This is a genomic window from Commensalibacter oyaizuii (genome assembly GCF_029953265.1).
In the GTDB taxonomy this organism is placed as follows: Bacteria; Pseudomonadota; Alphaproteobacteria; order Acetobacterales; family Acetobacteraceae; genus Commensalibacter; species Commensalibacter oyaizuii.
The window spans coordinates 1,619,036-1,644,191 of record NZ_JASBAO010000001.1 but is presented as its reverse complement, the minus strand read 5'-3'; the positions used below and the strand labels follow the sequence as shown (position 1 = coordinate 1,644,191).

The following is a 25,156-nucleotide window of genomic DNA, read 5'->3' as shown; positions in this document are numbered from 1 at the left end:
GTTTTCATCACCATTAATGCGACGTATCTTACTCGTGAATGCCTTGCCTTTGGTTGTGTTGGTTGCTACACTTTTGTATTTAAATCAGTTTCAAAATAGCCTTCTTGAAACAGAAGTGACGGCTTTGCGTGAGCAAGCAAAAATTTATGCAGGCGCACTGGGGCAAAGTGCAATTCAAACTGTAAAGCAGAGTGACGCTTCTGGTGCTGATTTACAAATAAATACTGTTAAGAGGCCAACCCATCAGCATTACCTTTCCATAGAATTAGCGCGTCCTTTGTTGTTAAGTTTAACTGAACCCAGCCCTAACATACACGCACGTGTATACGCGCCTGATGGACAGTTAATTGTAGATAGTCGAATAGAGGCTAAAGAAGTCTACCAAAAAAAAGTTAAAAATCATAAAAACAAAACACAAGTTAAGGACCATAAAAAATCTGGTAGGGTTATGATACCAGAAGCTAACAAAGAAAATGCGGTTAATACGCGATACGATACTGTTTTAGAACAAGTTTATACACACTTATTAGACTGGATGCCCTATACAGGGGAACGTAAGATCACGAATCTTACGGTAAATGTTGATCCAGAGGTCATTCCAAATGGTATTAAACAGCATACATTGATGTTCAATGATCCAAGTGCTCAGGAAATGCCGCCTTATATTCGTAGAACGATTGACCATCGATTATTAATTACAATCTCAGAACCCATTATTCATCAAGAGCAAACCGTTGGGATCATTCAAATAACACGTGAAGCCTTAAATATAGATCGATCGCTGTTCGCTGTGCGTTCATCGATTTTGATTCTATTTTTGCTGGCTTTGGTTATTACCGTGCTTCTATCTTGGTACTTATCCTTAACAATAGCGAGACCTTTGTTAAGTTTGGCCATTGCCACTCATAAAATGCAAGATACGACTGGTCGCACAGGAATGGTTCCTGAAAATTTGTTGGCTAGGCATGACGAAATTGGTGATTTGGCAAGGGCTTTGCAAGACAGTGCCAAAGCCCTATGGGCGCGGATGGATGGGGTTGAGCGTTTTGCTGCTGATGTTAGTCATGAGTTGAAGAATCCATTATCCTCTATTCGTTCTGCAATTGAATTATTACCAAGGGTAAAGGATACAGAGCATCAAAAACGACTATATTACATTGTAAAGGATGACGTGCATCGGTTGGATCGATTAATTACAGATATTGCCAGTTCAAGCCGAATTGAAGCTGAGATGTCTCGTGCAACTCCAGAACCTGTTGCTGTTCTTCCCATATTTAACTTGCTTGCGGAAATGCATGCGGCAACTTATAAACCTGGCGATCCTCGTATTGTTGTTAATACTGATGATGGTGATGCAAATAATGACTTGAAAGTTTTGGCTGTTGAGGATCGTTTAGTACAGGTTTTACGAAATTTAATTGGAAATGCCTGTTCCTTTTCCCCTTGTGATGGGGAAATTACTTTATCGATGGTTGGAAAAAAAGATAAGGTAGAACTAATGGTAAGCGATCAAGGGCCTGGTATTCCTGAAAGTAAGTTAGATGGAATTTTTGAACGTTTTTATACTGAACGACCTGAAGGTGAGAACTTTGGACAACATTCTGGTTTAGGACTGTCAATTTGTCGACAGATTATTGTTGCACTAAAAGGTAGTATTACAGCACATAATTTGCACGATGCTAAAGGAAAGGTCTTGGGAGCACGTTTCGTGATTACTTTACCACGAGTAATGTAGAAAAGTTACAGTATATATGATGTAAAAATGATACATGTTTAACGATTCGCAAAAGTTATATAAGATTTAAATACATGTATTAAAAATACTTTAAAAATAACCTTTTATGTAAGATTTAAGAGTTTATCAACAAAAAGTTAACATTTGCCTTTGCTAGTATCAGATTAAATATGTTGTTTTAAAGTAACAGTAGAGTTGGTTGAAATTAAAAGGGGGATTTTTTCATTGATTTAGTGACCTAACTGGATTTTATTACATCTTATATAGTCCTTTGCTTAGTTCGGTAAGGTTTTCTTATGAAAAAATCATTAAGTCGTATTGCAGTAGCTGCATCTTTACTTGCTCCAGCTGCAGGTTATGCTCAAAATTATTCAGCACCTAACTTGGGTCCAGCTGTTAGCCCAGCTTCCAACAATGTATCAGTTCCAATGGTAAGAGAAGAAATTTGGGCATCTGGTTGGAGTGGGAAAGTTCAGTATCGGGACGTCCCAATGTATAAACAACCTAAGGCACCTAAGCCTCATTGTGGCGTGTTTCAAACATGCCCAGGGGTTACAAAAATTGGACTAGGAAAAGGTGACTTTATCGTTCGTTTAAGTGCACTGGGTGTCATTCCTAATAATACAAGCAGCCGTACCTCTGTTGGTGGTCACATTACTGCCTCTAATGCGGTGATGCCCGAATTAAGCTTTAATTATTTCGTAACGGATAATTTGGCATTCGAATTGATCGCAGCCAGTACACGTCACAGCATTTGGGCTAAGGATACAGCAGCAGGAAATGTTCACGTTGGTAAGGCTTGGGTCCTTCCCCCCACCCTCACAGCTCAATGGCATTTTCGTCCACATAAAGCATTCAATCCTTATATTGGTGTTGGTTTAACGGTTGCTTTTTGGCACAATATTTCGCCCGGTGGTGGTATTGCTCAAAAAGTTGGTATGGAAACAACTGTCGGTCCTTCTTTCAATATTGGTTTTGATTATCAATTGGTTGGAAACTGGTTCTTTAACGTTGACGCAAAACAAATGTTGTTAAATCAGCGCGTTCATATTAATGATAGTCCTAATAGAATTGATGCTCGCACCTCTTTAAACCCAACTGCGGTAAGTGCTGGTATCGGATATCGCTTCTAATATCTGCGGAGTTCGGAATGAAACAAGCTGTTTCCTTTGACCGTCTTGCGCGGTACGAAGGAAACGTGCCGCGTTATACAAGTTATCCAACAGCTGTACAGTTTTCTGATACAGTAACATTTGAAGATTATAAACAATGGTTACAGGTTCTTCCTCGGGGAGAGCCTGTTTCGTTGTATTTACACGTTCCTTTTTGTGACGAATTATGTAATTTTTGTGCCTGTAATACTCAGGTCGTTCATAAAGAGTCCTTGCGGGCAAGTTACGGGGACATTTTATGTCAAGAATTGAAACGCTTGGCATTTTATCTGGATTCTCGTCGTTCTGTTAGTTTTATTCATTTCGGTGGAGGAACACCAACGACTCTGCCTGTTCAAACGATGAAAAAGGTTATGAATACGGTTCGTGAGTTTTTTGATGTTCAAAGCGATGCGGATATTTCCATTGAACTGGACCCACGCAACGTTTCCAAAGAATATCCACCTTTATTAGACGAGCTGGGATTTACACGGGTCAGCATTGGAGTACAAGATTTAGATCCACAAGTACAAAGAGCATGTGGGCGCATCCAAAGCAAAGAATTGACGGCTCATTGTATTGCTTTGGTAAGAGATCAGCATATTCAATCTGTGAATATTGATTTGATTTATGGCTTACCCAATCAAACAAAGCATACAGTGCGCGAAACAATACAATCTGTTATTGAATTACAGCCTGATCGTTTAGCAGTTTTTGGATATGCGCACGTGCCTTGGAAGTTTAAACGACAAACCTTGTTAGAAGGGGATATCTTACCCGATACTGTAGAGCGATTTCAACAACGACAGATCATTGATGAATTGTTAAGGGCTGCAGGATATCAGGTAATTGGATTTGATCATTATGCTTTGCCTCATGATACGATGAGCAAAGCAGCCCAACAAGGCCTGTTGCATCGTAATTTTCAAGGTTATACAGTAGATGATGCCCCAGCTTTGTTGGGGGTTGGAGCGTCCTCAATTTCGATTGTTCCGCAGGGGATCGTTCAAAATCACCCTTCTGTTGCCATGTATCAAAAAGCAATGCAGCAAGACGGATTACCTGTTGTTCGAGGGGTTAAGCGCAATGCCGAAGATTTGTTACGATGGACGATTATTGAACGTTTAATGTGCGATTTATATATTGATCTTGAAAAGATCACAGCACAATATCATCAACCACTCTCTTTGTTTATGGAGGCTTTGGATAAATTAAAAGAGTTTGAAAAGGATGATTTTGTTGAACTATCAGGATATAAGGTTAAAGTAACAGAAACGGGTCGTCCATTTTTACGCAACATTGCTGTTGTTTTTGATACTTATTACCGTGCAGCCCCGCAACGTCATGCTCAAGCAATTTGAATGGTGAGTCATCATAAAATGAATATAGAAAAGCAATCTTATCAAAATTCTGCTTTGCATGTGCAACAGTCCATTCAACAAGCAAAAGAGTATTCTTTTCCCTATACACATTGGATGTTAGAAGACGTTATACCGTCCTATATCTGTGATTCTTTGTTGGAATGGATGCCTGATGAGAAAGCGATTTCAGGGGATATTCAAGGGCGCAGAGAAAATAATAATCAAAATCGTGTTTTTGTTAATCCTCTGAAACAAGAACAAGATAAACGTTGTGCCGCATTAGCATATGCTTTTAATGTTCAGGAAACTCGAGATTTATTTTCAAAAATGACGGGGACGGATTTATCCAATACGTGGCTGCGTTTAGAGTTGTGTCTTGACAAAGATGGATTTTGGTTAGAGCCTCATACGGATATCGGCGCCAAAAAACTGACTTTTTTAGTGTCTTTGTCGGTAGGTGATGAAGCAACATCTTGGGGAACGGATATTATGAATGCACAAGGGGATTCCTTGGCCAGAAGTTCTGGTAAATTCAATTCTGCACTTTTATTTATTCCAGGTAAAGATACGTGGCACGGGTTTAAAAAGCGCCCAATTAATGGAATAAGACGTACATTAATTATCAATTACGTTGATTCAAGTTGGCATGCAAAACATGAACTTGCGTTTCCTACTTAAATAAAATTAAGATATATTTTATTTGAATTTTAATTTTATTGTAAATGAGATAAGTATTTCAGTTAAAATTTAGAGACAGGGTTGGAAATAGGGTAAATAAGAAATGAATGATATTACACGTGAACAAATGGAATTTGATGTCTTAATTATCGGTGGTGGCCCTTCTGGTCTTTCAGCAGCGATCCGTTTAAAGCAATTGGTTCCTTCTTTAGAAATCTGTTTAATTGAAAAAGCTTCTGAAATTGGGGCCCATATCGTTTCTGGTGCGGTATTGGAACCAACCGCGTTAAATGAGCTGTTTCCAGACTGGAAACAAAAAGGTGCACCTTTAAACACACCTGTCAATCACGAGTGCATGTTCTATTTACCCAACGATGAAAAAAAAATACGTATTCCAATTATAAAATCCTTAATGCCTCAGATGAACAACGAGGGCAATTTTGTTATTAGTCTTGGTGATTTTTGTCGCTGGCTGGCTGCCCAGGCCGAAGCTTTAGGAGTTGAAATTTTCCCAGGGTTTTCTGGTCAAGATTTAATTATCGAAAACGAGCGTATCGCCGGTGTTATAACTGGTGACATGGGTTTGGAAAAAGACGGTAGTCAAGGTCCAAATCATACCCCAGGAATGGAGTTACGGGCAAAATATACCATTTTTGCCGAAGGATGTCGTGGATCTTTATCTAAAAAATTAATGGATCACTTCCAGCTAAGACAAGGGGTTGATCCGCAAACTTATGGACTTGGCATTAAAGAGCTTTGGGAAATTCCCGCTCATAAGCACAAACCTGGTTATATTCAACATAGTTTTGGCTGGCCATTAGATGATCGTACCTATGGCGGATCATGGTTATATCACTTTGGTGATAATTTAGTTTCTTTTGGGTTTGTTATTGGTTTGGATTACAGCAATCCGTGGTTGTCCCCCTTCGAGGAAACACAAAGGGTAAAAAATCACCCTGTGATCAAATATCATTTGGAAGGTGGGCGTCGGATCGGTTATTCGGCCCGTGCATTATCTGAGGGTGGGTTGCAATCTGTCCCCAAATTAACATTTCCTGGTGGATTATTGGTTGGGGATGCAGCTGGGTTTTTAAATATGCCTAAAATCAAGGGCACACATACCTCCATGAAATCAGGAATGGTAGCCGCAGAAGCAATCGCTGAAGCAATGAATACGCAGGAAATCGAGCCTATTTCATACCAATTTCGTATGCATAAATCGTGGGTTTTCAAAGAATTACATGAGGTACGCAATGTGCGTCCTGCATTTGCGAAATTCGGCGCAAGGGCTGCAACATTATATGTTGGTTTTGATTCAATGGTGCGTGGGCGGGTTCCTTGGACATTTCACCATCGTCTAGCGGATAATGATAAATTAAAAGCTGCTGCTTTATGTAAAAAAATTGAATATCCAAAGCCTGATGATCAGTTGACGTTTAGTCGGGAATCTTCCGTTTTCTTGGCCAATCTGGATCATCGGGATGATCAACCCGTGCATTTAAAGCTTCGCAATCCAGCGATTTGGAAAACAGTAAATTGGGACGTATTTAAAGCACCAGAGTCCAGATATTGCCCAGCAGGTGTCTACGAAGCAATTGATATAGATAAAGAACCAAAACTACAAATTAATTCCCAAAATTGTGTTCATTGCAAAACTTGTGATATTAAGGACCCTGCTCAAAATATTAACTGGGAAACACCAGAGGGGGCAAGTGGTCCAAATTATCCTGGTGGAATGTAATTTTTAAGGTTAATGATTGTAACGAAAGGGTGTTATGAAAGTATTAGTTCCAGTAAAACGGGTTGTTGATTCCAATATCAAACCGTTGGTAAAATCAGATGGTTCTGGGGTAGAGATCGGTGGCGTAAAAATGTCCATGAACCCTTTTGATGAAACTGCTGTTGAAGAGGCAGTAAGGTTAAAAGAACAAAAGATCGTCTCAGAAATCGTTGTGATTTCTATTGGTGAAGCAAAATGTCAAGATACATTGCGTACTGCAATGGCTATGGGCGCAGATAGAGCTATTTTAGTAACAACTGATGAACCCATCGAATCCTTGGGTGTGGCTAAAATTGTGCAGCACTTTGTACAAAAAGAGCGGCCCAATTTTGTGCTAATGGGTAAGCAAGCTTCTGATGATGATACGAATGCTATGGGTCAAATTTTAGCTGCAAAATTGGGGTGGGCACAAGGAACATTTATCAGCAAATTGGACATCAATGGCGATAAAGCCTTGGTTGTTCGCGAGGTCGATGATGGACAAGAGGTGTTAGAGCTTGCTTTACCAGCCATACTAACAACAGATTTACGATTAAATGAGCCTCGCTATGCGTCTTTACCCAATATTATGAAGGCTCGTAAAAAACCAATCGATACGGTTGCACTGGCTGATCTTGGGATTGACACTGCTGTCCGCTTAGAAGTCAAATCAGTTAAAGAGTCCTCTTCTGTTAGGGCGGGGGTAATTGTGAATTCTGTTGAAGAGCTTATGGACAAGCTTCAAAACGAAGCAAAGGTGATTTAAACATGGCCGTTCTAGTATTATTAAGTTACGAAAAAGGTAATCAGATCCGTCCAGTTAGTCGGTCATCCATTACAGCAGCCAGCAAACTTGGTGGTGAAGTTCATGCTTTATTGGTTGGTGAAGGTATAGAAGCATTATCACAAACAGCTGCTGCGTTGCCAGGGGTCAGCAAAATATTGGTTGCAGATCATCACGGGTATGCACACATGCAAGCTGAGCCTGTCGCTGAATTAATTGCATCTTTGGCGGATCAGTATGAATTCATCGTGGCCCCAGCAAATGCTGAAGGTAAAGATATTTTGCCCCGTTTGGCTGGTTTATTGGATGTGCAGCCGATTTCTGATGTTGTTGAAATTATCGATGGATCAACTTTTGTTCGTCCTATTTATGCAGGCAGTCTTTTAACAACAGTATCTTCTAAAGACACAAAAAAATTACTATCTGTTCGTGGAACTGCTTTTGAAGCTGTTGCACAGACAGGGGGTAGTGCTGAAATTGAGAAACTAAGCCATTTTCCTGGCGTTGATCAAAACTTGTCTATATTTAAAGAGTTAAAGCTGTCTCAGTCTGATCGACCTGAATTGGAATCTGCACGTGTTGTGGTTTCAGGGGGGCGTGGTATGCAAAGTGGTGATAATTTTGTTTTACTCGAAAAAATTGCAGACCAACTGGATGCAGCCATCGGTGCGTCAAGAGCTGCGGTAGATGCTGGTTTTGTCAGTAATGATTATCAAGTTGGGCAAACAGGTAAAATAGTTGCGCCAGAGCTTTATATTGCCGTTGCAATTTCTGGGGCCATTCAACATTTGGCAGGGATGAAAGATAGTAAAATCGTTGTGGCAATTAATAAAGACCCTGAAGCCCCTATATTTAAAACATCGGATTATGGGATTGTTGGCGATTTATTTGAAATCCTACCACAACTAGAAGCAGCGTTAAAAGCACGATAAGAATTGTTCAGATGTTTTTATTTTAATAAAAAAACATCTGAACATTTAAAAAAACAAAAAGTTGTTATTTAAGTAAAATATTAGCTATAGTAATTGAGGTCACAATGCCATTGGAAATGAAACCACCCAGAGATAAATTTTATGTGCCTGTATTAACACTGAAATGGTTATTTATCCTTCACATTTGTTTAATATTTGTTATTGGTGTAATGATATATGGTGCTTGGCATTTAACATAAATGTTTGCACAGGCGTGATTAAGTATGGTGTACGTAAAAGTTAGATTTTCTATTTTTTGTTTATTTTTTTTCGTCACGATTTTTCTAGCAAATTGTTATATGACTAACCTTGTTTTTGCCTCTCCTCCTATTCAGGTAGTTGCTGGTGAAAATATGTATGGAGATATTGCCTCTCAGTTGGGTGGAAAACGGGTTCAAGTACGTGTTATTTTAAATAATCCTGATCAAGATCCACATTTATTCGAACTGACCCCCAGTATTGGCAAAATGGTGAAGCAGGCTGACTTGGTCATTGCGAATGGTTTGGGATATGACGCATGGCTTGGTCGACTATTAAATAAATCCCAATTGAAATCAGAACAGATCATATCCATCCAAACATTATTATCCAAAAAAGATGGTGAAAATCCCCATCTGTGGTATGATCTACAGGCTATTGACATTTTGTCTAAACGTTTGGAACAAGCATATATTCAGCTTCGCCCTGATCAAAAAGCTTTTTTCTCTCAAAAATTGGATCAATTAAAAACTGAGATTTCATCAATAGATAAACGCATCAAAAAAATACGTGATCATTATACACAGGTAAAGGTTGCAGCAACAGAGCCCGTGTTTGGGTTGATGGCCAAAGCTTTGGGATTTGAAATTTTAGAAGAACCATATCAATGGACAGTAATGAATGGTGGGGAACCCACCCCAAAGCAAGTTGCTCAATTTCAAAATGATTTGAAAACACATAAAATACAAGTTTTGTTTTATAATGATCAAGTTGTTACACCAGCAACAGAACAGTTGAAAAAGATTGCGCAACAGTCATCTGTACCAGTTGTTGGGATATCTGAAACCATGCCTACGGATTTAAACTATCAGCAGTGGATAAATCAGACACTGGATAAAGTAGAAAACGCGTTAAAGAGCATGCCTAAATGAAGGTTATAGAATGTCGGAATTTGGATATTCGGCGTGGTTCTTGTTTGGTTTTATCAGATCTAAATCTTGATATTGAAAATAATCAATTTATAGGCATTTTCGGCCCTAATGGGGCTGGTAAAACCACTTTTATGAAAGCGGTTTTAGGGGTCATTCCTACGTATCGTGGTTATTTAAGTATTTTGGGAAAATCTGCAAAACACGCGCAAAAAGATATTGGATATATTCCTCAATATCGAGATATTCAAAGTTTTCGCCTGAATGGCCGTGATTTTGTTGCAAGCAGTGTTCGTGGTCATCAGTGGGGATTATCTTTTTTAACAAAAAACGACTTTAAAAATGTAGACGAGGCCTTATCTCAGGTTCAGGCAAGGGATTTAGCCAATATTCCATTAAACGAAATGTCAGGAGGTCAACGGCAGCGTTTATTACTGGCGCAGGCATTATTGGGAAATCCAAAAATATTAATTTTGGATGAACCTTTTAGTAATTTAGATCCTAAGTGGGTTAAAGTGATTTTATCGTTAATTAAAGAAATTCAAGAGCAACGACAATTAACAATATTATTATCAACACATGATTTAAACCCTTTGATACATGTTATGGATCAAGTATTGTGTATCGGTAATCAACATGCGGTTTTAGGGAGTGTTGATGACGTTATGACATCCTCTGTATTGACAAAATTATATGGGTTCCCTTTACAAGTTGTAAAAGCAGATCAACATATTTTTGTAACATCATCTTAATAATATCTGAATGGAAAGTTATTTTGGCGATGTTCACCCTTGAATTCATGCACACAGCTTTTATAGCTTCTGGTCTAGTCGCAATTATTTGCGGGCTAATGGGATATTTTTTATTAATCAGGCAAGAGGCATTTGCAGGGCATGCTTTATCCCATGTTGGTTTTGCGGGGGCGACAGGAGCCAGTTTGTTTGGTATCTCTCCCTTTATGGGATTATTGTGTTTTAGTGTATGTGCAGGTGGTATTATTGGGGCCATCGGTCCTAAATTAAAAGAGCGTGATATTGCTATTGGTTTGGTTTTATCGTTATCTATGGGACTGGGGCTATTATTTTTACACTTTTATACGCGCTACGCATCCCAGGTGACAGGATTATTATTTGGTAACATTTTCTCAGTTGATAATCAGACTTTATATGGATTGATTATTTTGAGTGTGATTTGTCTTTTGGCAATGGCTCTTTTTATGCGTCCTTTACTTTTCGCATCATTGCAACCTGATTTGGCCGAGGCAAAAGGCATTTCTTTACGGTGGATTTCTATATTGTTTTTGGCTTTGATTGGGGGGGTAACGGCGGCTTGCGTGCAGGTTACAGGAATATTACTTACCTTTTCCCTAATGGTGGGGCCAGCGGCTGTTGCACGATATTATGGGACCACAATTTGGAAAGGGATTCTGCTTTCTATTTTTTTAGCACTGATGGAGGCTTGGGGAGGAATCATTATTGCATGGATCACAGATTTACCCGTCTCATTTTGGATTAGTTGTCTCAGCTTTTTAATTTATTTCTTTTTTGTTATGTTTCATAAAATAATACATAAATTATTCTAGTAATGAGGATAAGTACGATATTGAATAAGAAGCAAATGTTGCTTAATATATATTTTTACTCGTCACAGAGAATTTTTTAAGAAGACTGATCCTTTTGTAATGCAAGCGTTTCCATTAGATAGTGATATTGCCAAACAACAAGTTCTTTTTGTAACAGGCTTATCTGGGGCTGGAAAATCAACCATTCTGCGTGTTTTGGAAGATATTGGTTATGAATTGGTTGATAATGCGCCTTTGCAGGTTATCAGTGACATTGTTGGTAAAGTTGAGGGTCCGATTGTCATTGGAATCGATTCCAGAACAAATGGGTTCGCAGCTGGTGCTGTTATTGAACTATTGGCACGATTAAGATTAAACCCTGCCCTACATATCGAGTTGATTTACGCAACGGCTGAAACGGATGTTTTGTTACGGCGATATACAGCAACTCGCAGACGGCACCCAATGGCAGCCAATGGCACGGTGAAAGAAGGGATTGAGGCAGAAATCAGTTTAATGGAACCCTTGCGCCAAGTTGCAGACTTGGTGATAGATACATCAGACTTGCCACCATTGGAATTAAGATTGTTGGTTGAAACCCGCTATAACCAAACACAACAACAGGGAAAAAATCATTTTACCCTAACCCTAATGTCCTTTGCCTTTCCCAGTGGGGTTCCGCGCGAGGCAGATATGGTTTTTGACGCACGGTTTTTACATAATCCTTATTATATCCCCGAGTTGTCCAAACTGACAGGACTAGATCGGGCGGTTCAGGAATATGTTGAAAAAGATCCTGATTACAAAAGATATGTCGATCAGATCGAACAAATGTTGAATTTAATTTTTCCCCGTTTCGTATTAGAGGGAAAAAAATATGCGACAATTGCGGTGGGATGTTCTGGGGGACGACATCGCTCTGTTACGATTATTGAAGATTTGGCCAAGCGGATTTTACAGCCTACTGATAATCATAAAGGTATGCCAGTTCTGATTATGCATCGAGAGTTGGCTCGTCAAGGTGTTCAAACTTGGCGCTGGCTTGCACATCCGCAAGGGTCGTAGGTCTTCAATTTAAATTATTTTACACTAAAAGTTTAGGGATATAAGAATGAATCAAATGGTGATTCCTGTTTGTCGGGCTTTAATTTCTGTTTCAGATAAAACAGGATTGATTGAATTAGCTAAAGCTTTGGCTGAACAAAAAGTAGAGATCTTATCTACTGGGGGCACAGCCAAAGCAATTCGCGATGCAGGAATTGAAGTCATCGAAGTTTCAGATTTTACAGGCTTTCCAGAGATTTTAGATGGTCGTGTAAAAACTCTTGTTCCGCAAATTCATGGCGGGTTACTGGGGCGTCGTGATTTACAATCTCACCAAGATCAAATGCAAGCTCATGGGATTTTACCCATTGATTTATTATGCGTTAATTTATATCCATTCGAAGCAACTGTTGCCTCAGGTGCAGGTGAGGAAGATGTAATTGAAAATATTGATATTGGTGGCCCTGCTCTGATCCGTGCTGCTTCTAAAAATCATAGTCATGTTGCGGTTTTAACCAATGCAAAACAATATCAACCTTTTATAGAAACATTACGTACGCAAGGCGGATCAACGTTAAAACAGCGTAAAGAATGGGCACATGCTGCTTATGCCAGGACGGCTGCCTATGATGCAGCGATTGCAGCATGGTTTGCCAAAGAGCATGATGAACTTCTGCCAGAACGTTTTATCATAAGTGGTGAACGCAAGCAGGTTTTACGGTATGGTGAAAACCCTCATCAGCAAGCAGCCTTTTATACGAATGATGAAAAACGTCCTGGGGTAGCAACAGCCATCCAATTACAAGGCAAAGAACTTTCATATAATAATTTAAATGATACTGATGCAGCATTCGAAGCGGTTGCAGAATTTGATGAGCCTTCTATTGTTATTGTAAAACATGCCAATCCTTGTGGGGTGGCCAGTGCTCAATCTTTGTCTATGGCTTGGGATTTGGCATTACGATGTGATTCAGTTTCTGCTTTTGGTGGAATTATTGCGATGAATCGTCCTTTGGATGCTGAATTAGCTAGTAAGATCGTTCATATTTTTAGTGAGGTAGTGATTGCCCCAAAAGTAAATGCAGACGCTTTGGAAATCTTATCTAAAAAGAAAAATGTGCGTGTATTAGAAACTGGTGGCATGCCAGATCCGTTGGCACAAGGGGTAATGATTAAAACCTTGGCAGGTGGGTTTTTGGTGCAAAATCGTGATAATGGACGTCCTGCTGATTTTAAAGTGGTTACAAAAAGACAGCCGACTGCCCAAGAAATGGAAGATATGATTTTTGCGTTCCGTGTAGGTAAACATGTGAAGTCTAATGCAATTGTTTATGTCAAAGACAAAGCAACCGTGGGCGTTGGCGCAGGCCAAATGAGTCGTGTTGATTCCGCAAGAATTGCTGCACATAAAAGTGCAGAGGCTGCACAGGCTGCTGGTTTGTCAGATCCTTTGACCAAGGGTAGTGTGGTGGCTTCTGACGCGTTTTTCCCATTTGCTGACGGGTTACAGGCTGCGATTGCTGCGGGGGCTACAGCAGTAATTCAACCTGGTGGGTCTATGCGTGATGATGAAGTAATTGCCGCAGCAGACGAGGCAGGCATTGCAATGGTCTTTACGTCTATGCGTCATTTCCGCCATTAATTTAAGGTATCACCCGATGAAACGCACAGTTTTTTTAGTTGTATTTGTTTCTTGCTTTTTTGTTTATCAAGGGCAAGCAAAGGATTATAAATTCAAAAGCAGCTTTGATCCGTCCCAAGTTCAATGGTCAAAAAGTATCGGGGATGCCAAAGTTGCAGGTATGGGAATTTATCGTCAAGCAGATGGCACATTAAAAACTTGTGCGGGTCAGCAAATTACTTATTATCCTTACGATGCTTATATTTTGGAATCATTACAGGCCAAGATAAGGGGGGTCAAGAAAGTTAAAAATTTCGACACACGTATGAATTCATATGCTTTTATAGTTTCCTGTGATGCAAATGGGGATTTTAAATTGACAGGAATACCAACAGGAAAATGGATTTTTGTTATGAATATCCCTGTTGTTCAAAATAAAGAAGGTTATTCTTCTTATACGCGATCCTCTGACCTTAGCAATGTCGCTGGTGAAGGAAATGGGATTTTGTATCGAATTGTCGATGTGAGCGCAGGTAAAGTAAATACCGTGCCTCTAGTTCAAGGGGATGTAGAGAGTCATCAATAAATCTCTAAAATACAGACTTTTTTAAGGCATGTATTCTTAAATTACATGCCTTTTTTATTATCGAATTTTTAAATTAATACTCGATCGAACGACTAAATTGATTTTCATATTTATACTGTTTCTGACCATTGTTTAGCAACGGTTGTCAAGTCCTCTTTGGCTCTTGCTAAAGCTTGTTGGCGGGATTCTTGGTCAGAAAATTGAAGGGGCTGGGCGTTAACAAATTCAGGATTGTTGACGCCTAAAAAACCAAAAGATGCTTTTAGCACAGGGGTCATAGCATCCATATGTTCAAACACACCAGAACGCAGATCGGCACCACGTGTCGTTATAAATAGAACTTTTTTGTTTGTTAATTTTCCCTTGGTTGTTCCATCGGGAAAAAGATCATAAGTGACACCCGTTCTAATTATTGTATCAATGAAGGTTTTAAAAGTGGAAGGAATGGTCCAGTTATACATAGGCATAGCACAGACCAAGGCATCAGCATGAATAACACGCTGACACATAGCGTCAGAAGCCATCAAGGCTTTTTTCATTTCAGGTGTTCGTTCATTTTCTGGTTTATAAGTAGCAACAACAAATTCTGGCGTTAAATGCGGCTGTATATCTTTGGTTAAATCTAGATAATCTATTTCAATGTCAACGCCTTGCTCTTTTAATTGTTCTAAGAAAAATTTCCCTAACATACGAGAGCTGGACTTTTCGGCTATTTTTGCACTAGAGTCGATGTGCATAATTTTCATTGAAAAAACCTTTCAAAATGAATTTAAGTTATCAATAAATGATCTTTAATTGTGTTTAAATTAAAGAAAATATATGCGTGTATATTTTGAAAATTATTACTGGTTTGAGGAATAATAAGTGATTTCTATGGGATGAGGGATAGAAAGCATCAGATTATTTTTAAGATTATGAATCAAATACGAATATTGTCTTATAAATTATGTAATACAAAAGAATTGGTATCAAAATTACATATTTATTGTTTATCACAAGTAGGATAATAAACGATTATCTTTGGTATATCACGTAGAAATTTGGAGACAATATTGTGATAGGTATGCGTTATTTTGTTCCTTTTGTAACCCTAGGGGCAATATTATTTTCAAGCAGTAGTAATGCGTGTACAAGAGCAGTCTTTTTAGGGGACGACCATAATGTTATTACAGCAAGATCAATGGATTGGAAAAAAGACGTTGGTACTAATTTGTGGATCTTACCCAAAGGGTTGACACGTGACGGGGCGGCAGGCCCGAATTCTGTGCGCTGGACTTCTAAATATGGCAGTGTGGTTGCCACTGCTTATGATATAGCCACCGTTGATGGGATGAATGAAGAAGGATTGGCTGTTAATTTATTATGGTTGGTCGAATCTCAATATCCAACCCCAACCAAGGATAAAAAGACGTTATCCATTTCAGCATGGGGACAATATGTATTGGATAATTTTGCAACGGTAGATGAAGCCGTTACTGCCTTGCAAAAAGAGCCCTTTATTGTGGTAACAGATAAGGTGCCTGGTGAGCAACGTGCTGCAACATTGCATTTGGCAATTTCTGATAAAACTGGCGATAGTGCTATTATTGAATATATCAATGGTAAACAGGTCGTTCATCATAGTCGTCAATATCAGGTAATGACTAATTCCCCTGCTTTTGATCAGCAATTAGCTCTAGATAGCTATTGGAAATCTATTGGGGGAACTGTGATGTTGCCAGGAACCAATCGGGCAGCAGACCGTTTTGCCAGAGCTTCTTTTTATATCAACGCCATTCCCAAAAATCAGGATAACAAAAAAACCATTGCCAGTGTTTTTGGGGTTATTAGAAATGTATCTGTTCCTTATGGATTAAATACAGAAAATGAACCTAATATCTCGTCTACGCGTTGGCGCACTGTAATTGATCAGAAAAATAAACGTTATTTTTTTGAATCAGCATTAACCCCCAATATTTTTTGGGTGAATTTAAACGATATCGATTTTTCCAAAGAAACAGGCAAGGTTAAAAAACTAGATTTGGGGATTGAGCAAACCAATATTTTTTCCGGAGATGCAACAAAGTCATTTGGACCTGCCAAATTGTTTAAGTTTTTGGGAATTAATTCGTTATAATTCTATTGTGTTTACCAACAGAGCGATTCATTCTGTTGATAAGGGCATGATATCTAAAAATCGTGAATATCATCAAGATCGCTGAAGCGTGTAAATTCCCCTTCAAAGAACAGATCAATTTTACCTGTCGGACCATGACGTTGCTTTTCAAGAATTAATTCTGCTTTATTATGGACCTTATTCATATCAGCCTGCCATTTTTCTAAAGCAATCTGATATTTGTCCTCACTTTCAAAAGTGATGGGTTTTGGCATTCTTTGTTGCAAGTAGTATTCATCACGATAAACAAACATAACCGCATCGGCATCTTGCTCGATTGATCCAGATTCACGAAGGTCAGAAAGTTGTGGCCGTTTATCTTCGCGGTTCTCAACTTGTCGAGATAGCTGAGATAAAGCAATAACAGGAATTTCGAATTCTTTGGCCAAGGCTTTTAACCCTTGGGTAATTTGGGATATTTCCAGGACCCTGCTTTCCGGTCTGTTACCCACAGATGGGCGCATTAACTGCAAATAATCGACGACAACCAGACTAATCCCTTTGGTTCTGGCCAGTCTGCGACATCGGGTTCGCATAACAGACAGACTGATTGCAGGGGTATCATCAATATATAATGGAAGTTGTGACAGTTCGCGGCTGACCTGAACAAAGCGATCGAATTCCTTTTGTCCAATTTCCCCTCGCCTGATTCGCTCGCTGGAAACTCGTGATTCCTCGGATAAGATACGGGTGGCTAATTGTTCAGATGACATTTCCAAAGAAAATATCGCAACACTACCAACTTGCTGGTTGTGGGATTGTCGCTCTTCCATATTACGCAGTAAACTTTTGGCAGCATTAAAGGCGATTTTGGTTGCCAGTGCTGTTTTACCCATAGCAGGTCGCCCTGCTAAAATAATTAGATCGGCAGGATGTAATCCCCCAGTTCTTTTATCGAGATCTTTTAGTCCTGTTGAAAGACCTGCTATACCACTGGTATTGGTAATGGCTTTTTCTGCTATACCAATGGCATCTGTTAATGCACTTTCAAAAGAAACAAATCCACCGTCTTGACCCTTATGGGTTGCTAATTGAAATAATCTTTCCTCGCCCAAACTTATTTGGTCAGAGCCATTAATCGTGGTATTGGATTCAAACGCGCTATTAACAATGTCCTCGCCAATATCGATTAATTGTCTGCGGATCCATGCATCATGAATGGTTTTTCCATAATCTCGGGCGTTAATAATACCAACCATCGATTGTAATAACTGCCCTAGGTAAGCGATTCCTCCAACTTCATTTAAAATACCAGAATGTTCGAATTCTGCCTTTAAGGTAACAGCATCGGCGATTTGTCCCGCTTCAATACGTCGAACAATCGCTTCATAGATTTTTCTATTGATGGGATCTGCGAAATGTTCGCCAATTAAAAAGTCCGCAATTTTGTCATAGGCCTTATTGTTGGTCAATAAAGCCCCAAGCAGGGATTGTTCTGCTTGAATATTTGCAGGAGGTAACCTTTGGGAAATGTTTAAAAGCGATAATTTATTGGAATTCGATTCTGTAATAGTCACGTTTTATAATACCATTATTCAGGTTTATTGTCTGGTGTGGATTGTGGGGAAATCTGTGGATAACGTGGATAAGTTAAGGATTGATGTAATTGTACATATCCACTGACGATATGATACAAGGAGCTTGTTGGAATTTTGGTGTTATTGTAATGATAACAATGAGTTAATTGATCCTGCCATGTTCCTTTGGGGCAATATTGAAAATAACGATATAAAAGGTTATGCAGAATTTTTGAAAGATGTTGATAACTTTTTTCGTCATGCATCAAACTGGTTGCACGAATAGCTTCGGTTTGTACCCAAAGACGTGCAGATTTATCAACTAATGTACCATCACGTCTGATTTTGTCGGCAACAAGGCCAGTCTGTTGGTCGACACTGTAACGTTCGTTGAAATCATACATCTGTTTCATTTCAACAGGGTGTGCGATTCCTGTTAATCGTTCATACTCGGCCAGTAACCAAATCCATTCATATTGATGTCCAGGTTCAACGTTAATAAAGATATTATTAGACGGTGGGGACCAGTTTTCTGTATAGTATTCCTCCAAAACACCCATTTGTTGGTTAAAAAATCGGGTTTTAAATAAATGGATAAGCTTATGCGCCATAACTAGATCTTGTTCAGATTGAGTTGTGTCGTATAAAGCCAATATGGCCTCAAGTAGATGCATATGTGGGTTTTGTTGTCTAAGTCCTTGGGTCAAAGGATAGGTATTTTTATAGCCACCCTTAGGATAGGCCATATAACGTTCAATCCATTGAACGGTTTGTCTGGCTTGGTGTATAGGTGTGGCGTTCCCACTTAGTTTACCATACCATGACAGAGAAAAAATAATGAATGCCAAATCGTAAAGGTCAGCGGTATGATCTAGTATTTTTCCTTCACGGGTTAATGTTTTTGCCCACCACCCCTCACCCTGATATGCGTTTTGCATAAAACGATAAATTCTCTCCGCAATAATATTCCCTGTTGTCCATCCAAATAATGCTGCTTGGGTAAAACTGTATAATTGGCGTGCTTGAACCCTTAATCGTTTGTATCCTGGCAGATCAGGGGTTCCATCTATTTTTAACTGCTCATGAACCCCCCATAGATATGGGTTGCTGTCTGTGCCATCGCATCCAATACTGCCCCAATATGGGAAAGCATAAGAAAAAAGCCAATCGGTAAAGAGATCATATTGCTGGATAATATGATGAGGAGTTTTCATTGCTTTTCCGTTGTAAAATAAGGGGGAATTAAGCATCAATTTTTGGTGATCTTATCAATAATGTTTGTGGTAGAAAAGCCTTCTTGTAAGTCAGCTAAGATAACTTTGCCTCCATTTTGTTCAACAATATCTTTGCCAACAACGTCTTTGTGCAGATAATCCCCACCTTTGATTAAAATATTTGGTTTTAAATGGGAGATCAAAGTTAAAGGCGTATCTTCATCAAAGGCAATAACAGCATCAACATATCGCAATGCAGCGATGACTGATGCCCTGCTTTCTAATATATTAATAGGTCTTTGCGATCCCTTTAGGGCTTGGATACTGCGATCTGTGTTCAGAGCAACGACAAGACGATCGCAGTGTTCGCGTGCAAATTTTAATAAAGAGACATGGCCAGGATGAATGATGTCAAAACATCCGTTGGTGAATCCAACAGTAAGTCCTTGTTTTTTCCATTTTTGAACTTGTTGTTGAAGGTCGCTTAGAGATATTAAATGTGGCGCCATAAGTTCAGGCAAGTTATTGTTTTTTTGTGCTTGCAGTTCTGTTAAAACTTCAGCAATGGTGGCGGTCGAAGTGCCTGCTTTGGCAACAACCACACCTGCGGCAGCATTGGCGATATGCATGGCTTCGGATAAGGTATACCCTGCTGCATAACTAAGCGTTAAGGTGGCAATGACCGTATCACCTGCACCAGAAACGTCAAAAACCTCTCTGGCACGAGATGGAATGGTTTCAACAGTTTTTCCATGTTCAACCAAAGTCATGCCTTTTTCCGATCGGGTGATTAAGATGGCTTGCCCTTTGGTAATATCAAGCAGTGTTTGACCTGCTTGGGCAAAATCCTCGTCATTTTCCAGAGGGTGTTTCACGGCTTCACTGGCTTCTTTTATATTGGGGGTAACACAGGTGGCGTACTGATATAAAGAGAAGTCACTGGATTTTGGATCAACAAAAACTGGAATGTCACAGTTTTTGGCAAGCTGGATGATATGTTCAAGAATTTCAGGATGGCACACCCCTTTACCATAATCTGAAATGATGACAGCATTGGTTAATGGGATTGCTTTATCAATAGAATGTTTAATTCCTGTAATTTCTTCATGTGTCAGTGGGAGAAGGCTTTCTTCGTCTGCACGAATGACCTGTTGATTGGCGGCAATAAAACGGGATTTACAAATAGTGGGCCGGTAGCGTGATTGAACTAAAAAATCACTGGTAATGTTTTTTTTTCGCATCAATGCATGAATAGTTGAAGCATATTCATCATGGCCGACTAAACCAATGAGAATGGATTTTCCCCCCAGTGATAATATATTACTGGTAACGTTTCCTGCCCCACCAAGCATTTCTTTTTTATTATTTAATTGCAGAACTGGTACAGGGGCTTCGGGGGAAATACGTTGTACGTTGGCATAAATAAATCGATCCAACATAACATCACCAAGGCACAAAACCGTAATATTAGAAAAATCCATCTTTTTCAACCTTCAGGGCTATAATGTAAAAGCATTCGTAAAAGAATGTAAGAATGTCTGACGGTTTGTTTTTAAACGTTCAGCGGTCAAAATAGCTTCGGCTTGGGCAATGGCTTCGTCTAGTTTGTTGTTGATAATGACATAATCGAATTCCTTCCAATGCGAAATTTCATCTAATGCGGCTTGCATTCGTTTATGAATTTCTTCTGGATGATCAGATGCACGGTTGGTCAATCGTTTCTCTAATTCTTGTAAAGAAGGAGGTAGAATAAAAATACTAACGACATCTTGGGGAAGGGCTTGACGAATCTGGCGATGACCCTGCCAATCAATATCAAATATCATGTCCTTGCCTTGGGTCAATTGCTCAACAACTGGATCTTTTGGAGTGCCATATCCCCGTTCAAAAACCGTTGCCCATTCTAACAATTTCCCTGTTTCAGAATATTCTTTAAATTGCTCTTTGCTGATGAAATGGTAATGTACGCCATCTACCTCACCTGGGCGGGGGGGGCGTGTTGTTACGGATACGGAAGGATATAAATTGGATTGTGAGGCTCTTAATGCGTTGGCAATTGTCGATTTACCAGCACCAGAGGGGGCGGATAGTACAAAACAAATTCCTTTTCTGATTGCTGGTTGTTTGGACGAAGACAAAGATTCAGACATTATCAATTCCCTTAGTAACGGTTTTTTATTTTCTTATATCAGAAAGGTCTTATTTCATAAATAAGAAGGGAATAGTAAAATAACCAGACACACAGAGATAGTTATTGGACGATTATTGTAGGTAATCTGGTTATAATAACCGATAAAGAAGGAATTTTAGTCGTCAAAATAAATATTTATTGGGTATTTAAATCAAAGATTTTTTGCATAGGAACCCATTTCTGTCCCCTAGGGGTCCAAGGGGTTGGAAGTTGATATTTCCACATTTGTTCTTCCCACTGTGTTAAAATAGGATTATCTGCAGCCATTTGTTCAGAACGTGCAAAGCTAAACTGGCTATTGACGTCCATAATCATGAATAATCTATTTCCAATACGCCATATCTGCATATCAATCACCCCACTTTCACGAATATGTTGGGCGACCTCTGGCCATATTTTTTTATGCATGGCTTCATATTCGGTTATAAAGGCTGGGTCGTCGACCAAGTCCAAAGCTTGGCAATAACGGGTGATAACGCCCATTTTTCCTCCTATTATGCTGTTAAGACACGATCAAGATTAGTATATCCGCCATCAACGATAATCCATTGTCCTGTTGTATGAGATGAACGTGGGGATAGTATGAAAACGGTGGTATCAGCAATTTCTTCGATGGTGGTCATACGTCGTCCCAAAGGAATATTTTTGGTAATATTCTGTAATTTTTCCTTTGGGTTATCAAAACTGTGAATCCATCGTTCATATAAGGGTGTCCAACATTCGGCAACGATGATGGCATTCACACGAATATTATCATCTAGATACGAGGCTGCCCATTCTCGGGTCAAGGATAGTAATGCCCCTTTTGCCGCGGTATAACCACTGGTATTACCTTGGCCAGTTAAAGAGGTTTTTGAGCCAATATTAACGATTGTGCCATGTGTTTTCTTAAGGGCATCTATACAGAAATGTGCCATTGCATAACAATGAATTAAATTATTTTCTAATGATTGTCTAAATTGATCGATCCCCGCCTCTAGAGAAATACTATCATTGCCACCTGCACAATTAACCAGTCCATCAATTCGACCAAATTGATTTAAGATATCTTGTACAGCTTTTTTACAACCTTCTGTATCGGTTAAATTTACCCGAACAAATACATATTTGGGTTGTATTTGTTCTATTTCTTTTTTGAATTCAGGTTTTAAAGCACTGCGACCAAAAATGACAGGAATAGCACCTTCCTTGGCTAAGGATAGTGATATCCCACCACCAATTCCAGATCCTCCACCTGTGATGATGTAAATTTTGTCTTTGATTTTAAGATCCATAAGTCCAATCCTTTATAGGATAAAAGTTGTCGTTAAATTTGGTAAATGCGTGTTGCATTCCCTCCAAAAATGGCGTGTTGTTCAGTGGTGGATAAAGAGGTTATTGCCTTTTCAATAAGATCATAGACTTGATTGACAGTTCCAGCGCATAAACATACCGGCCAATCAGAGCCAAACATTAAGCGTTTAGGTCCAAATATTTCCAGAGCTGTATTAATATAAGGGAGCAGTTTATCCACATCCCATCGATGCCATACAGCTTGGGTAATCAGACCAGAAACCTTACATGAAACGTGAGATAAGGTTGCCAATGGGGCAATTTTATCACGCCATTCACGAAGTGAGGATTTTTGAAGATCAGGTTTTCCTAAATGACAAAGAACCAGTTGCCCATTGTCGTGTTGTTTGCAAAATTGAATAACCTGAGATAAATCTTTTTCGTGTACTACTATCTCATATAATTTTCCAGCTTGCAGGATAGTTTTGACCCCCTGATTAAATGCAGTATCTTTTAAAAACGCCGAAGGGGCAGGTTCGTCTTGTATTAAATGTCTGAATCCTTTTAGTAAAGGTTGATGGTGCCATTGCGCTAACGCATCTTGTAAATGGGCAGAACGTAAATCAATCCATCCAACTACCCCTAAGATATTAGAAGTTGACTGTGCCAGATTTAATAAGAAATCTGTTTCTTGGGGGATAGATCGTGCTTGAACGGCAATAGATCCATCCATTTTATGATTTTGTAAGATGGGGGTTAGTTGGTTGGGTAAATAATCTTGTTTGAGAATGGACATAGAATGATCCATCCATAAATATTGATGAGGATCGTATTTCCAAAAATGCTGATGTGCATCAATACGTTTTACAGGATGAATCATGTCTATGTTCCTTTATTATATTAAAGAGGAAAGAAGCAAATCACCCTTCATTTGCTGTCAATTTGGATGTTGGTGAAAGCAGCTTTTTGTAAAATATCCCGTAAAGTGTTACGATAACAAAGCATATTGCAGGAAGGATAAAGGACGTTGCTGTATCGTTGGTTTTATCGGCCACATATCCCATACAAAATGGCATGACGGCCCCACCTGAAATCGACATAACCATACATGAACTGCCTATTTTTGTTTTTGATCCTAAATGCCGAACCCCAAGTTCAAAAATTGTTGGAAACATAATAGACATGAAAAAGAAACTGGCGATTAAGGCATAGACAGAATAATAGGGAATGGCTTTTGTGATGATTAGGCATAAAATTGTGGCACAGATTCCATAGATAGTAACCATTTTTTCTGGTGCAAATTTAGTGAGTAAAAAGGTGCCAACAAACCGCCCTACTAAGAAAAATAACATGGCAACAGAGAGCAGATACGCCCCATACTGTGATGTAGTATTAGGAAGACATTCAACGGTAAGATTAATGAATAAGGCACCCAAACCAACTTGTGCGGCGATGTAAAAGAAATTGGCGACGACACCAAATATAAACTCCTTATGAGCCCACATAGAGGCTTGTTCTTGCTGTCCAAGGGGAGACGTGTCGTTTTTTTCACGAATATCGGGCAGTGCCGTTTTCCAAATACCAAATGCAAGGCACAAAACAGCCAGCCCAATAATGATATACGTAATTTTGACAGAGTTTAAATCGGTTACACTTCCCTCTGTTGGGGAAAAAAACATATAGCCACCGACAATAGGACCGATAAAGGCCCCTACTCCATTAAAGCATTGGGACAAGTTAATTCGTGTTGATGCAGATTCTTTTGGGCCCAGAGCAATTGCATAAGGGTTGGCAGAGGTTTCAAGGTTACCAAGACCCAGGGCAAGAATAAAAAAGGCAAACAAAAATAATGGGAAACTGTGTAATTGGGCAGAAGGAATTGTTAAAAATGCACCAAGTGCATAAAGACATAAACCTAGAATAATTCCAGTTTTATAGCCAAATTTAGTATTAATTAAACCAGCAGGAATGGCGATACAAAAATAAGCCCCAAAATAGGCAATCTGAATGTAACCAGATTGTGCCTTGTTGATATGAAGTACTTCTTGAAAGTGTTTATTTAAAACATCGACTAATCCGTAGGATAGACCCCACATAAAGAACAGACTGGTAATTAAAATTAAAGCATTTTTAAATTGAGGGGTAGTCATTGGTGAGCCCATAAAACACCTGCGTCAAAATGATTAAAATATTATTTAATTGGAATTTTGATGCTGATGTCATCTCATTTTTTTATCAAGTCACTAATTTCTTTGATCGTGAATGGAATAATTACAAAGATTAAGATGTTTCATTTAAAATTACTTAATTGCCACTCGTGATTAGTAACCATTTGTAAAGATTAATTTGTTGTTTCGAAATTGTGATAATAACAATGTAAATTTATAGGGATATATAATCGTTTTAGTGCAGAATTCGATAAGATTTAT

General features: G+C 39.0%; 23 protein-coding genes. 14 read left to right on the top strand and 9 right to left on the bottom strand.

What is annotated here, in order from left to right; all coding sequences use genetic code 11:
• The first annotated feature begins 16 nt into the window (after window positions 1-16).
• The 13 genes from QJV27_RS07370 (at window position 17) to QJV27_RS07310 (ending at window position 14,378) form a co-directional block, all read left to right on the top strand.
• Window positions 17-1,735 (top strand): stimulus-sensing domain-containing protein, encoded by a 1,719-nt coding sequence (locus tag QJV27_RS07370; RefSeq protein WP_408869638.1) that lies wholly within the window; start codon window positions 17-19, stop codon window positions 1,733-1,735.
• Between the two features lie 296 nt (window positions 1,736-2,031).
• The gene (locus tag QJV27_RS07365; protein WP_281448283.1) at window positions 2,032-2,868 is read left to right on the top strand and encodes an OmpW/AlkL family protein; all 837 of its coding nucleotides are present in this window, start codon (window positions 2,032-2,034) and stop codon (window positions 2,866-2,868) included.
• Window positions 2,869-2,885: 17 nt separating this feature from the next.
• Complete coding sequence (hemN, locus tag QJV27_RS07360) at window positions 2,886-4,247, top strand: oxygen-independent coproporphyrinogen III oxidase (RefSeq protein WP_281448282.1); 1,362 nt, start codon at window positions 2,886-2,888, stop codon at window positions 4,245-4,247.
• Window positions 4,248-4,265: 18 nt separating this feature from the next.
• A complete protein-coding gene (locus QJV27_RS07355) occupies window positions 4,266-4,925 on the top strand; it encodes a 2OG-Fe(II) oxygenase (RefSeq protein ID WP_281448281.1) in 660 nt (219 codons plus the stop codon).
• A gap of 103 nt (window positions 4,926-5,028) precedes the next feature.
• On the top strand, window positions 5,029-6,666 hold the full coding sequence (locus QJV27_RS07350; protein WP_281448280.1) for an electron transfer flavoprotein-ubiquinone oxidoreductase: 1,638 nt from the start codon (window positions 5,029-5,031) through the stop codon (window positions 6,664-6,666).
• 34 nt (window positions 6,667-6,700) lie between these two features.
• Window positions 6,701-7,450, top strand: coding sequence for an electron transfer flavoprotein subunit beta/FixA family protein (locus tag QJV27_RS07345; RefSeq protein WP_281448279.1), 750 nt, complete (start codon window positions 6,701-6,703; stop codon window positions 7,448-7,450).
• Window positions 7,451-7,452: 2 nt separating this feature from the next.
• Window positions 7,453-8,400 carry an electron transfer flavoprotein subunit alpha/FixB family protein gene (locus tag QJV27_RS07340; RefSeq protein ID WP_281448278.1) on the top strand — a complete coding sequence of 316 codons (948 nt, stop codon included), beginning with the start codon at window positions 7,453-7,455 and terminating at the stop codon, window positions 8,398-8,400.
• Window positions 8,401-8,738: 338 nt separating this feature from the next.
• The gene (locus QJV27_RS07335) at window positions 8,739-9,569 is read left to right on the top strand and encodes a metal ABC transporter solute-binding protein, Zn/Mn family (protein WP_281448277.1); all 831 of its coding nucleotides are present in this window, start codon (window positions 8,739-8,741) and stop codon (window positions 9,567-9,569) included.
• Window positions 9,566-10,318, top strand: a complete 753-nt coding sequence (locus QJV27_RS07330) for a metal ABC transporter ATP-binding protein (protein ID WP_281448276.1) — start codon at window positions 9,566-9,568, stop codon at window positions 10,316-10,318. The genes QJV27_RS07335 and QJV27_RS07330 overlap by 4 nt, the downstream gene beginning before the upstream one ends.
• A 29-nt stretch (window positions 10,319-10,347) precedes the next feature.
• Window positions 10,348-11,148 (top strand): metal ABC transporter permease, encoded by an 801-nt coding sequence (locus QJV27_RS07325; RefSeq protein ID WP_281449001.1) that lies wholly within the window; start codon window positions 10,348-10,350, stop codon window positions 11,146-11,148.
• Window positions 11,149-11,247: 99 nt separating this feature from the next.
• Complete coding sequence (rapZ, locus tag QJV27_RS07320; RefSeq protein ID WP_281448275.1) at window positions 11,248-12,192, top strand: RNase adapter RapZ; 945 nt, start codon at window positions 11,248-11,250, stop codon at window positions 12,190-12,192.
• Between the two features lie 46 nt (window positions 12,193-12,238).
• Window positions 12,239-13,813 (top strand): bifunctional phosphoribosylaminoimidazolecarboxamide formyltransferase/IMP cyclohydrolase, encoded by a 1,575-nt coding sequence (purH, locus tag QJV27_RS07315; protein ID WP_281448274.1) that lies wholly within the window; start codon window positions 12,239-12,241, stop codon window positions 13,811-13,813.
• A 16-nt stretch (window positions 13,814-13,829) separates the two neighbouring features.
• On the top strand, window positions 13,830-14,378 hold the full coding sequence (locus QJV27_RS07310) for a hypothetical protein (RefSeq protein WP_281448273.1): 549 nt from the start codon (window positions 13,830-13,832) through the stop codon (window positions 14,376-14,378).
• A gap of 110 nt (window positions 14,379-14,488) precedes the next feature.
• Here the strand turns inward: QJV27_RS07310 and QJV27_RS07305 are convergent, their stop codons facing one another.
• Window positions 14,489-15,124, bottom strand: coding sequence for an FMN-dependent NADH-azoreductase (locus QJV27_RS07305; RefSeq protein ID WP_281448272.1), 636 nt, complete (start codon window positions 15,122-15,124; stop codon window positions 14,489-14,491).
• A gap of 317 nt (window positions 15,125-15,441) precedes the next feature.
• Between QJV27_RS07305 and QJV27_RS07300 the strand changes: the two genes are divergently transcribed.
• Entirely contained in the window at window positions 15,442-16,494 is a 1,053-nt protein-coding gene (locus QJV27_RS07300) for a linear amide C-N hydrolase (protein WP_281449000.1), read from the top strand.
• Between the two features lie 53 nt (window positions 16,495-16,547).
• Here the strand turns inward: QJV27_RS07300 and QJV27_RS07295 are convergent, their stop codons facing one another.
• The 8 genes from QJV27_RS07295 to fucP form a co-directional block, all read right to left on the bottom strand.
• Window positions 16,548-18,050 carry a replicative DNA helicase gene (locus tag QJV27_RS07295; RefSeq protein ID WP_281448271.1) on the bottom strand — a complete coding sequence of 501 codons (1,503 nt, stop codon included), beginning with the start codon at window positions 18,048-18,050 and terminating at the stop codon, window positions 16,548-16,550.
• Window positions 18,051-18,064: 14 nt separating this feature from the next.
• Window positions 18,065-19,264, bottom strand: coding sequence for an AGE family epimerase/isomerase (locus QJV27_RS07290; protein ID WP_281448270.1), 1,200 nt, complete (start codon window positions 19,262-19,264; stop codon window positions 18,065-18,067).
• A 35-nt stretch (window positions 19,265-19,299) separates the two neighbouring features.
• The gene (gene rfaE1, locus QJV27_RS07285; protein WP_281448269.1) at window positions 19,300-20,745 is read right to left on the bottom strand and encodes a D-glycero-beta-D-manno-heptose-7-phosphate kinase; all 1,446 of its coding nucleotides are present in this window, start codon (window positions 20,743-20,745) and stop codon (window positions 19,300-19,302) included.
• A gap of 18 nt (window positions 20,746-20,763) precedes the next feature.
• On the bottom strand, window positions 20,764-21,414 hold the full coding sequence (gene gmk / locus QJV27_RS07280; RefSeq protein WP_281448268.1) for a guanylate kinase: 651 nt from the start codon (window positions 21,412-21,414) through the stop codon (window positions 20,764-20,766).
• Window positions 21,415-21,590: 176 nt separating this feature from the next.
• Window positions 21,591-21,938 carry an L-rhamnose mutarotase gene (locus tag QJV27_RS07275; protein WP_281448267.1) on the bottom strand — a complete coding sequence of 116 codons (348 nt, stop codon included), beginning with the start codon at window positions 21,936-21,938 and terminating at the stop codon, window positions 21,591-21,593.
• 11 nt (window positions 21,939-21,949) lie between these two features.
• Window positions 21,950-22,729: an SDR family oxidoreductase gene (locus tag QJV27_RS07270; RefSeq protein ID WP_281448266.1), complete on the bottom strand. Its 780-nt coding sequence runs from the start codon at window positions 22,727-22,729 to the stop codon at window positions 21,950-21,952.
• Between the two features lie 32 nt (window positions 22,730-22,761).
• Window positions 22,762-23,607 (bottom strand): amidohydrolase family protein, encoded by an 846-nt coding sequence (locus tag QJV27_RS07265; RefSeq protein WP_281448265.1) that lies wholly within the window; start codon window positions 23,605-23,607, stop codon window positions 22,762-22,764.
• 40 nt (window positions 23,608-23,647) lie between these two features.
• Window positions 23,648-24,889, bottom strand: a complete 1,242-nt coding sequence (gene fucP, locus QJV27_RS07260) for an L-fucose:H+ symporter permease (protein ID WP_281448264.1) — start codon at window positions 24,887-24,889, stop codon at window positions 23,648-23,650.
• Between the last annotated feature and the right edge of the window lie 267 nt (window positions 24,890-25,156).

Excerpts from the sequence above, each read along its gene's own strand:
- rapZ (WP_281448275.1), top strand. The coding sequence starts at position 11,248 with ATGCAAGCGTTTCCATTAGATAGTGATATTGCCAAACAACAAGTTCTT.
- QJV27_RS07300 (WP_281449000.1), top strand. The coding sequence starts at position 15,442 with ATGCGTTATTTTGTTCCTTTTGTAACCCTAGGGGCAATATTATTTTCA.
- QJV27_RS07265 (WP_281448265.1), bottom strand. The coding sequence starts at position 23,607 with ATGATTCATCCTGTAAAACGTATTGATGCACATCAGCATTTTTGGAAA.
- QJV27_RS07335 (WP_281448277.1), top strand. The coding sequence starts at position 8,739 with ATGACTAACCTTGTTTTTGCCTCTCCTCCTATTCAGGTAGTTGCTGGT.
- purH (WP_281448274.1), top strand. The coding sequence starts at position 12,239 with ATGAATCAAATGGTGATTCCTGTTTGTCGGGCTTTAATTTCTGTTTCA.
- rfaE1 (WP_281448269.1), bottom strand. The coding sequence starts at position 20,745 with ATGGATTTTTCTAATATTACGGTTTTGTGCCTTGGTGATGTTATGTTG.
- QJV27_RS07290 (WP_281448270.1), bottom strand. The coding sequence starts at position 19,264 with ATGAAAACTCCTCATCATATTATCCAGCAATATGATCTCTTTACCGAT.
- QJV27_RS07270 (WP_281448266.1), bottom strand. The coding sequence starts at position 22,729 with ATGGATCTTAAAATCAAAGACAAAATTTACATCATCACAGGTGGAGGA.
- QJV27_RS07310 (WP_281448273.1), top strand. The coding sequence starts at position 13,830 with ATGAAACGCACAGTTTTTTTAGTTGTATTTGTTTCTTGCTTTTTTGTT.
- QJV27_RS07370 (WP_408869638.1), top strand. The coding sequence starts at position 17 with ATGCGACGTATCTTACTCGTGAATGCCTTGCCTTTGGTTGTGTTGGTT.
- QJV27_RS07355 (WP_281448281.1), top strand. The coding sequence starts at position 4,266 with ATGAATATAGAAAAGCAATCTTATCAAAATTCTGCTTTGCATGTGCAA.
- QJV27_RS07275 (WP_281448267.1), bottom strand. The coding sequence starts at position 21,938 with ATGGGCGTTATCACCCGTTATTGCCAAGCTTTGGACTTGGTCGACGAC.
- QJV27_RS07325 (WP_281449001.1), top strand. The coding sequence starts at position 10,348 with ATGTTCACCCTTGAATTCATGCACACAGCTTTTATAGCTTCTGGTCTA.
- QJV27_RS07350 (WP_281448280.1), top strand. The coding sequence starts at position 5,029 with ATGAATGATATTACACGTGAACAAATGGAATTTGATGTCTTAATTATC.
- gmk (WP_281448268.1), bottom strand. The coding sequence starts at position 21,414 with ATGTCTGAATCTTTGTCTTCGTCCAAACAACCAGCAATCAGAAAAGGA.
- QJV27_RS07340 (WP_281448278.1), top strand. The coding sequence starts at position 7,453 with ATGGCCGTTCTAGTATTATTAAGTTACGAAAAAGGTAATCAGATCCGT.
- hemN (WP_281448282.1), top strand. The coding sequence starts at position 2,886 with ATGAAACAAGCTGTTTCCTTTGACCGTCTTGCGCGGTACGAAGGAAAC.
- QJV27_RS07345 (WP_281448279.1), top strand. The coding sequence starts at position 6,701 with ATGAAAGTATTAGTTCCAGTAAAACGGGTTGTTGATTCCAATATCAAA.
- QJV27_RS07305 (WP_281448272.1), bottom strand. The coding sequence starts at position 15,124 with ATGAAAATTATGCACATCGACTCTAGTGCAAAAATAGCCGAAAAGTCC.
- fucP (WP_281448264.1), bottom strand. The coding sequence starts at position 24,889 with ATGGGCTCACCAATGACTACCCCTCAATTTAAAAATGCTTTAATTTTA.
- QJV27_RS07330 (WP_281448276.1), top strand. The coding sequence starts at position 9,566 with ATGAAGGTTATAGAATGTCGGAATTTGGATATTCGGCGTGGTTCTTGT.
- QJV27_RS07365 (WP_281448283.1), top strand. The coding sequence starts at position 2,032 with ATGAAAAAATCATTAAGTCGTATTGCAGTAGCTGCATCTTTACTTGCT.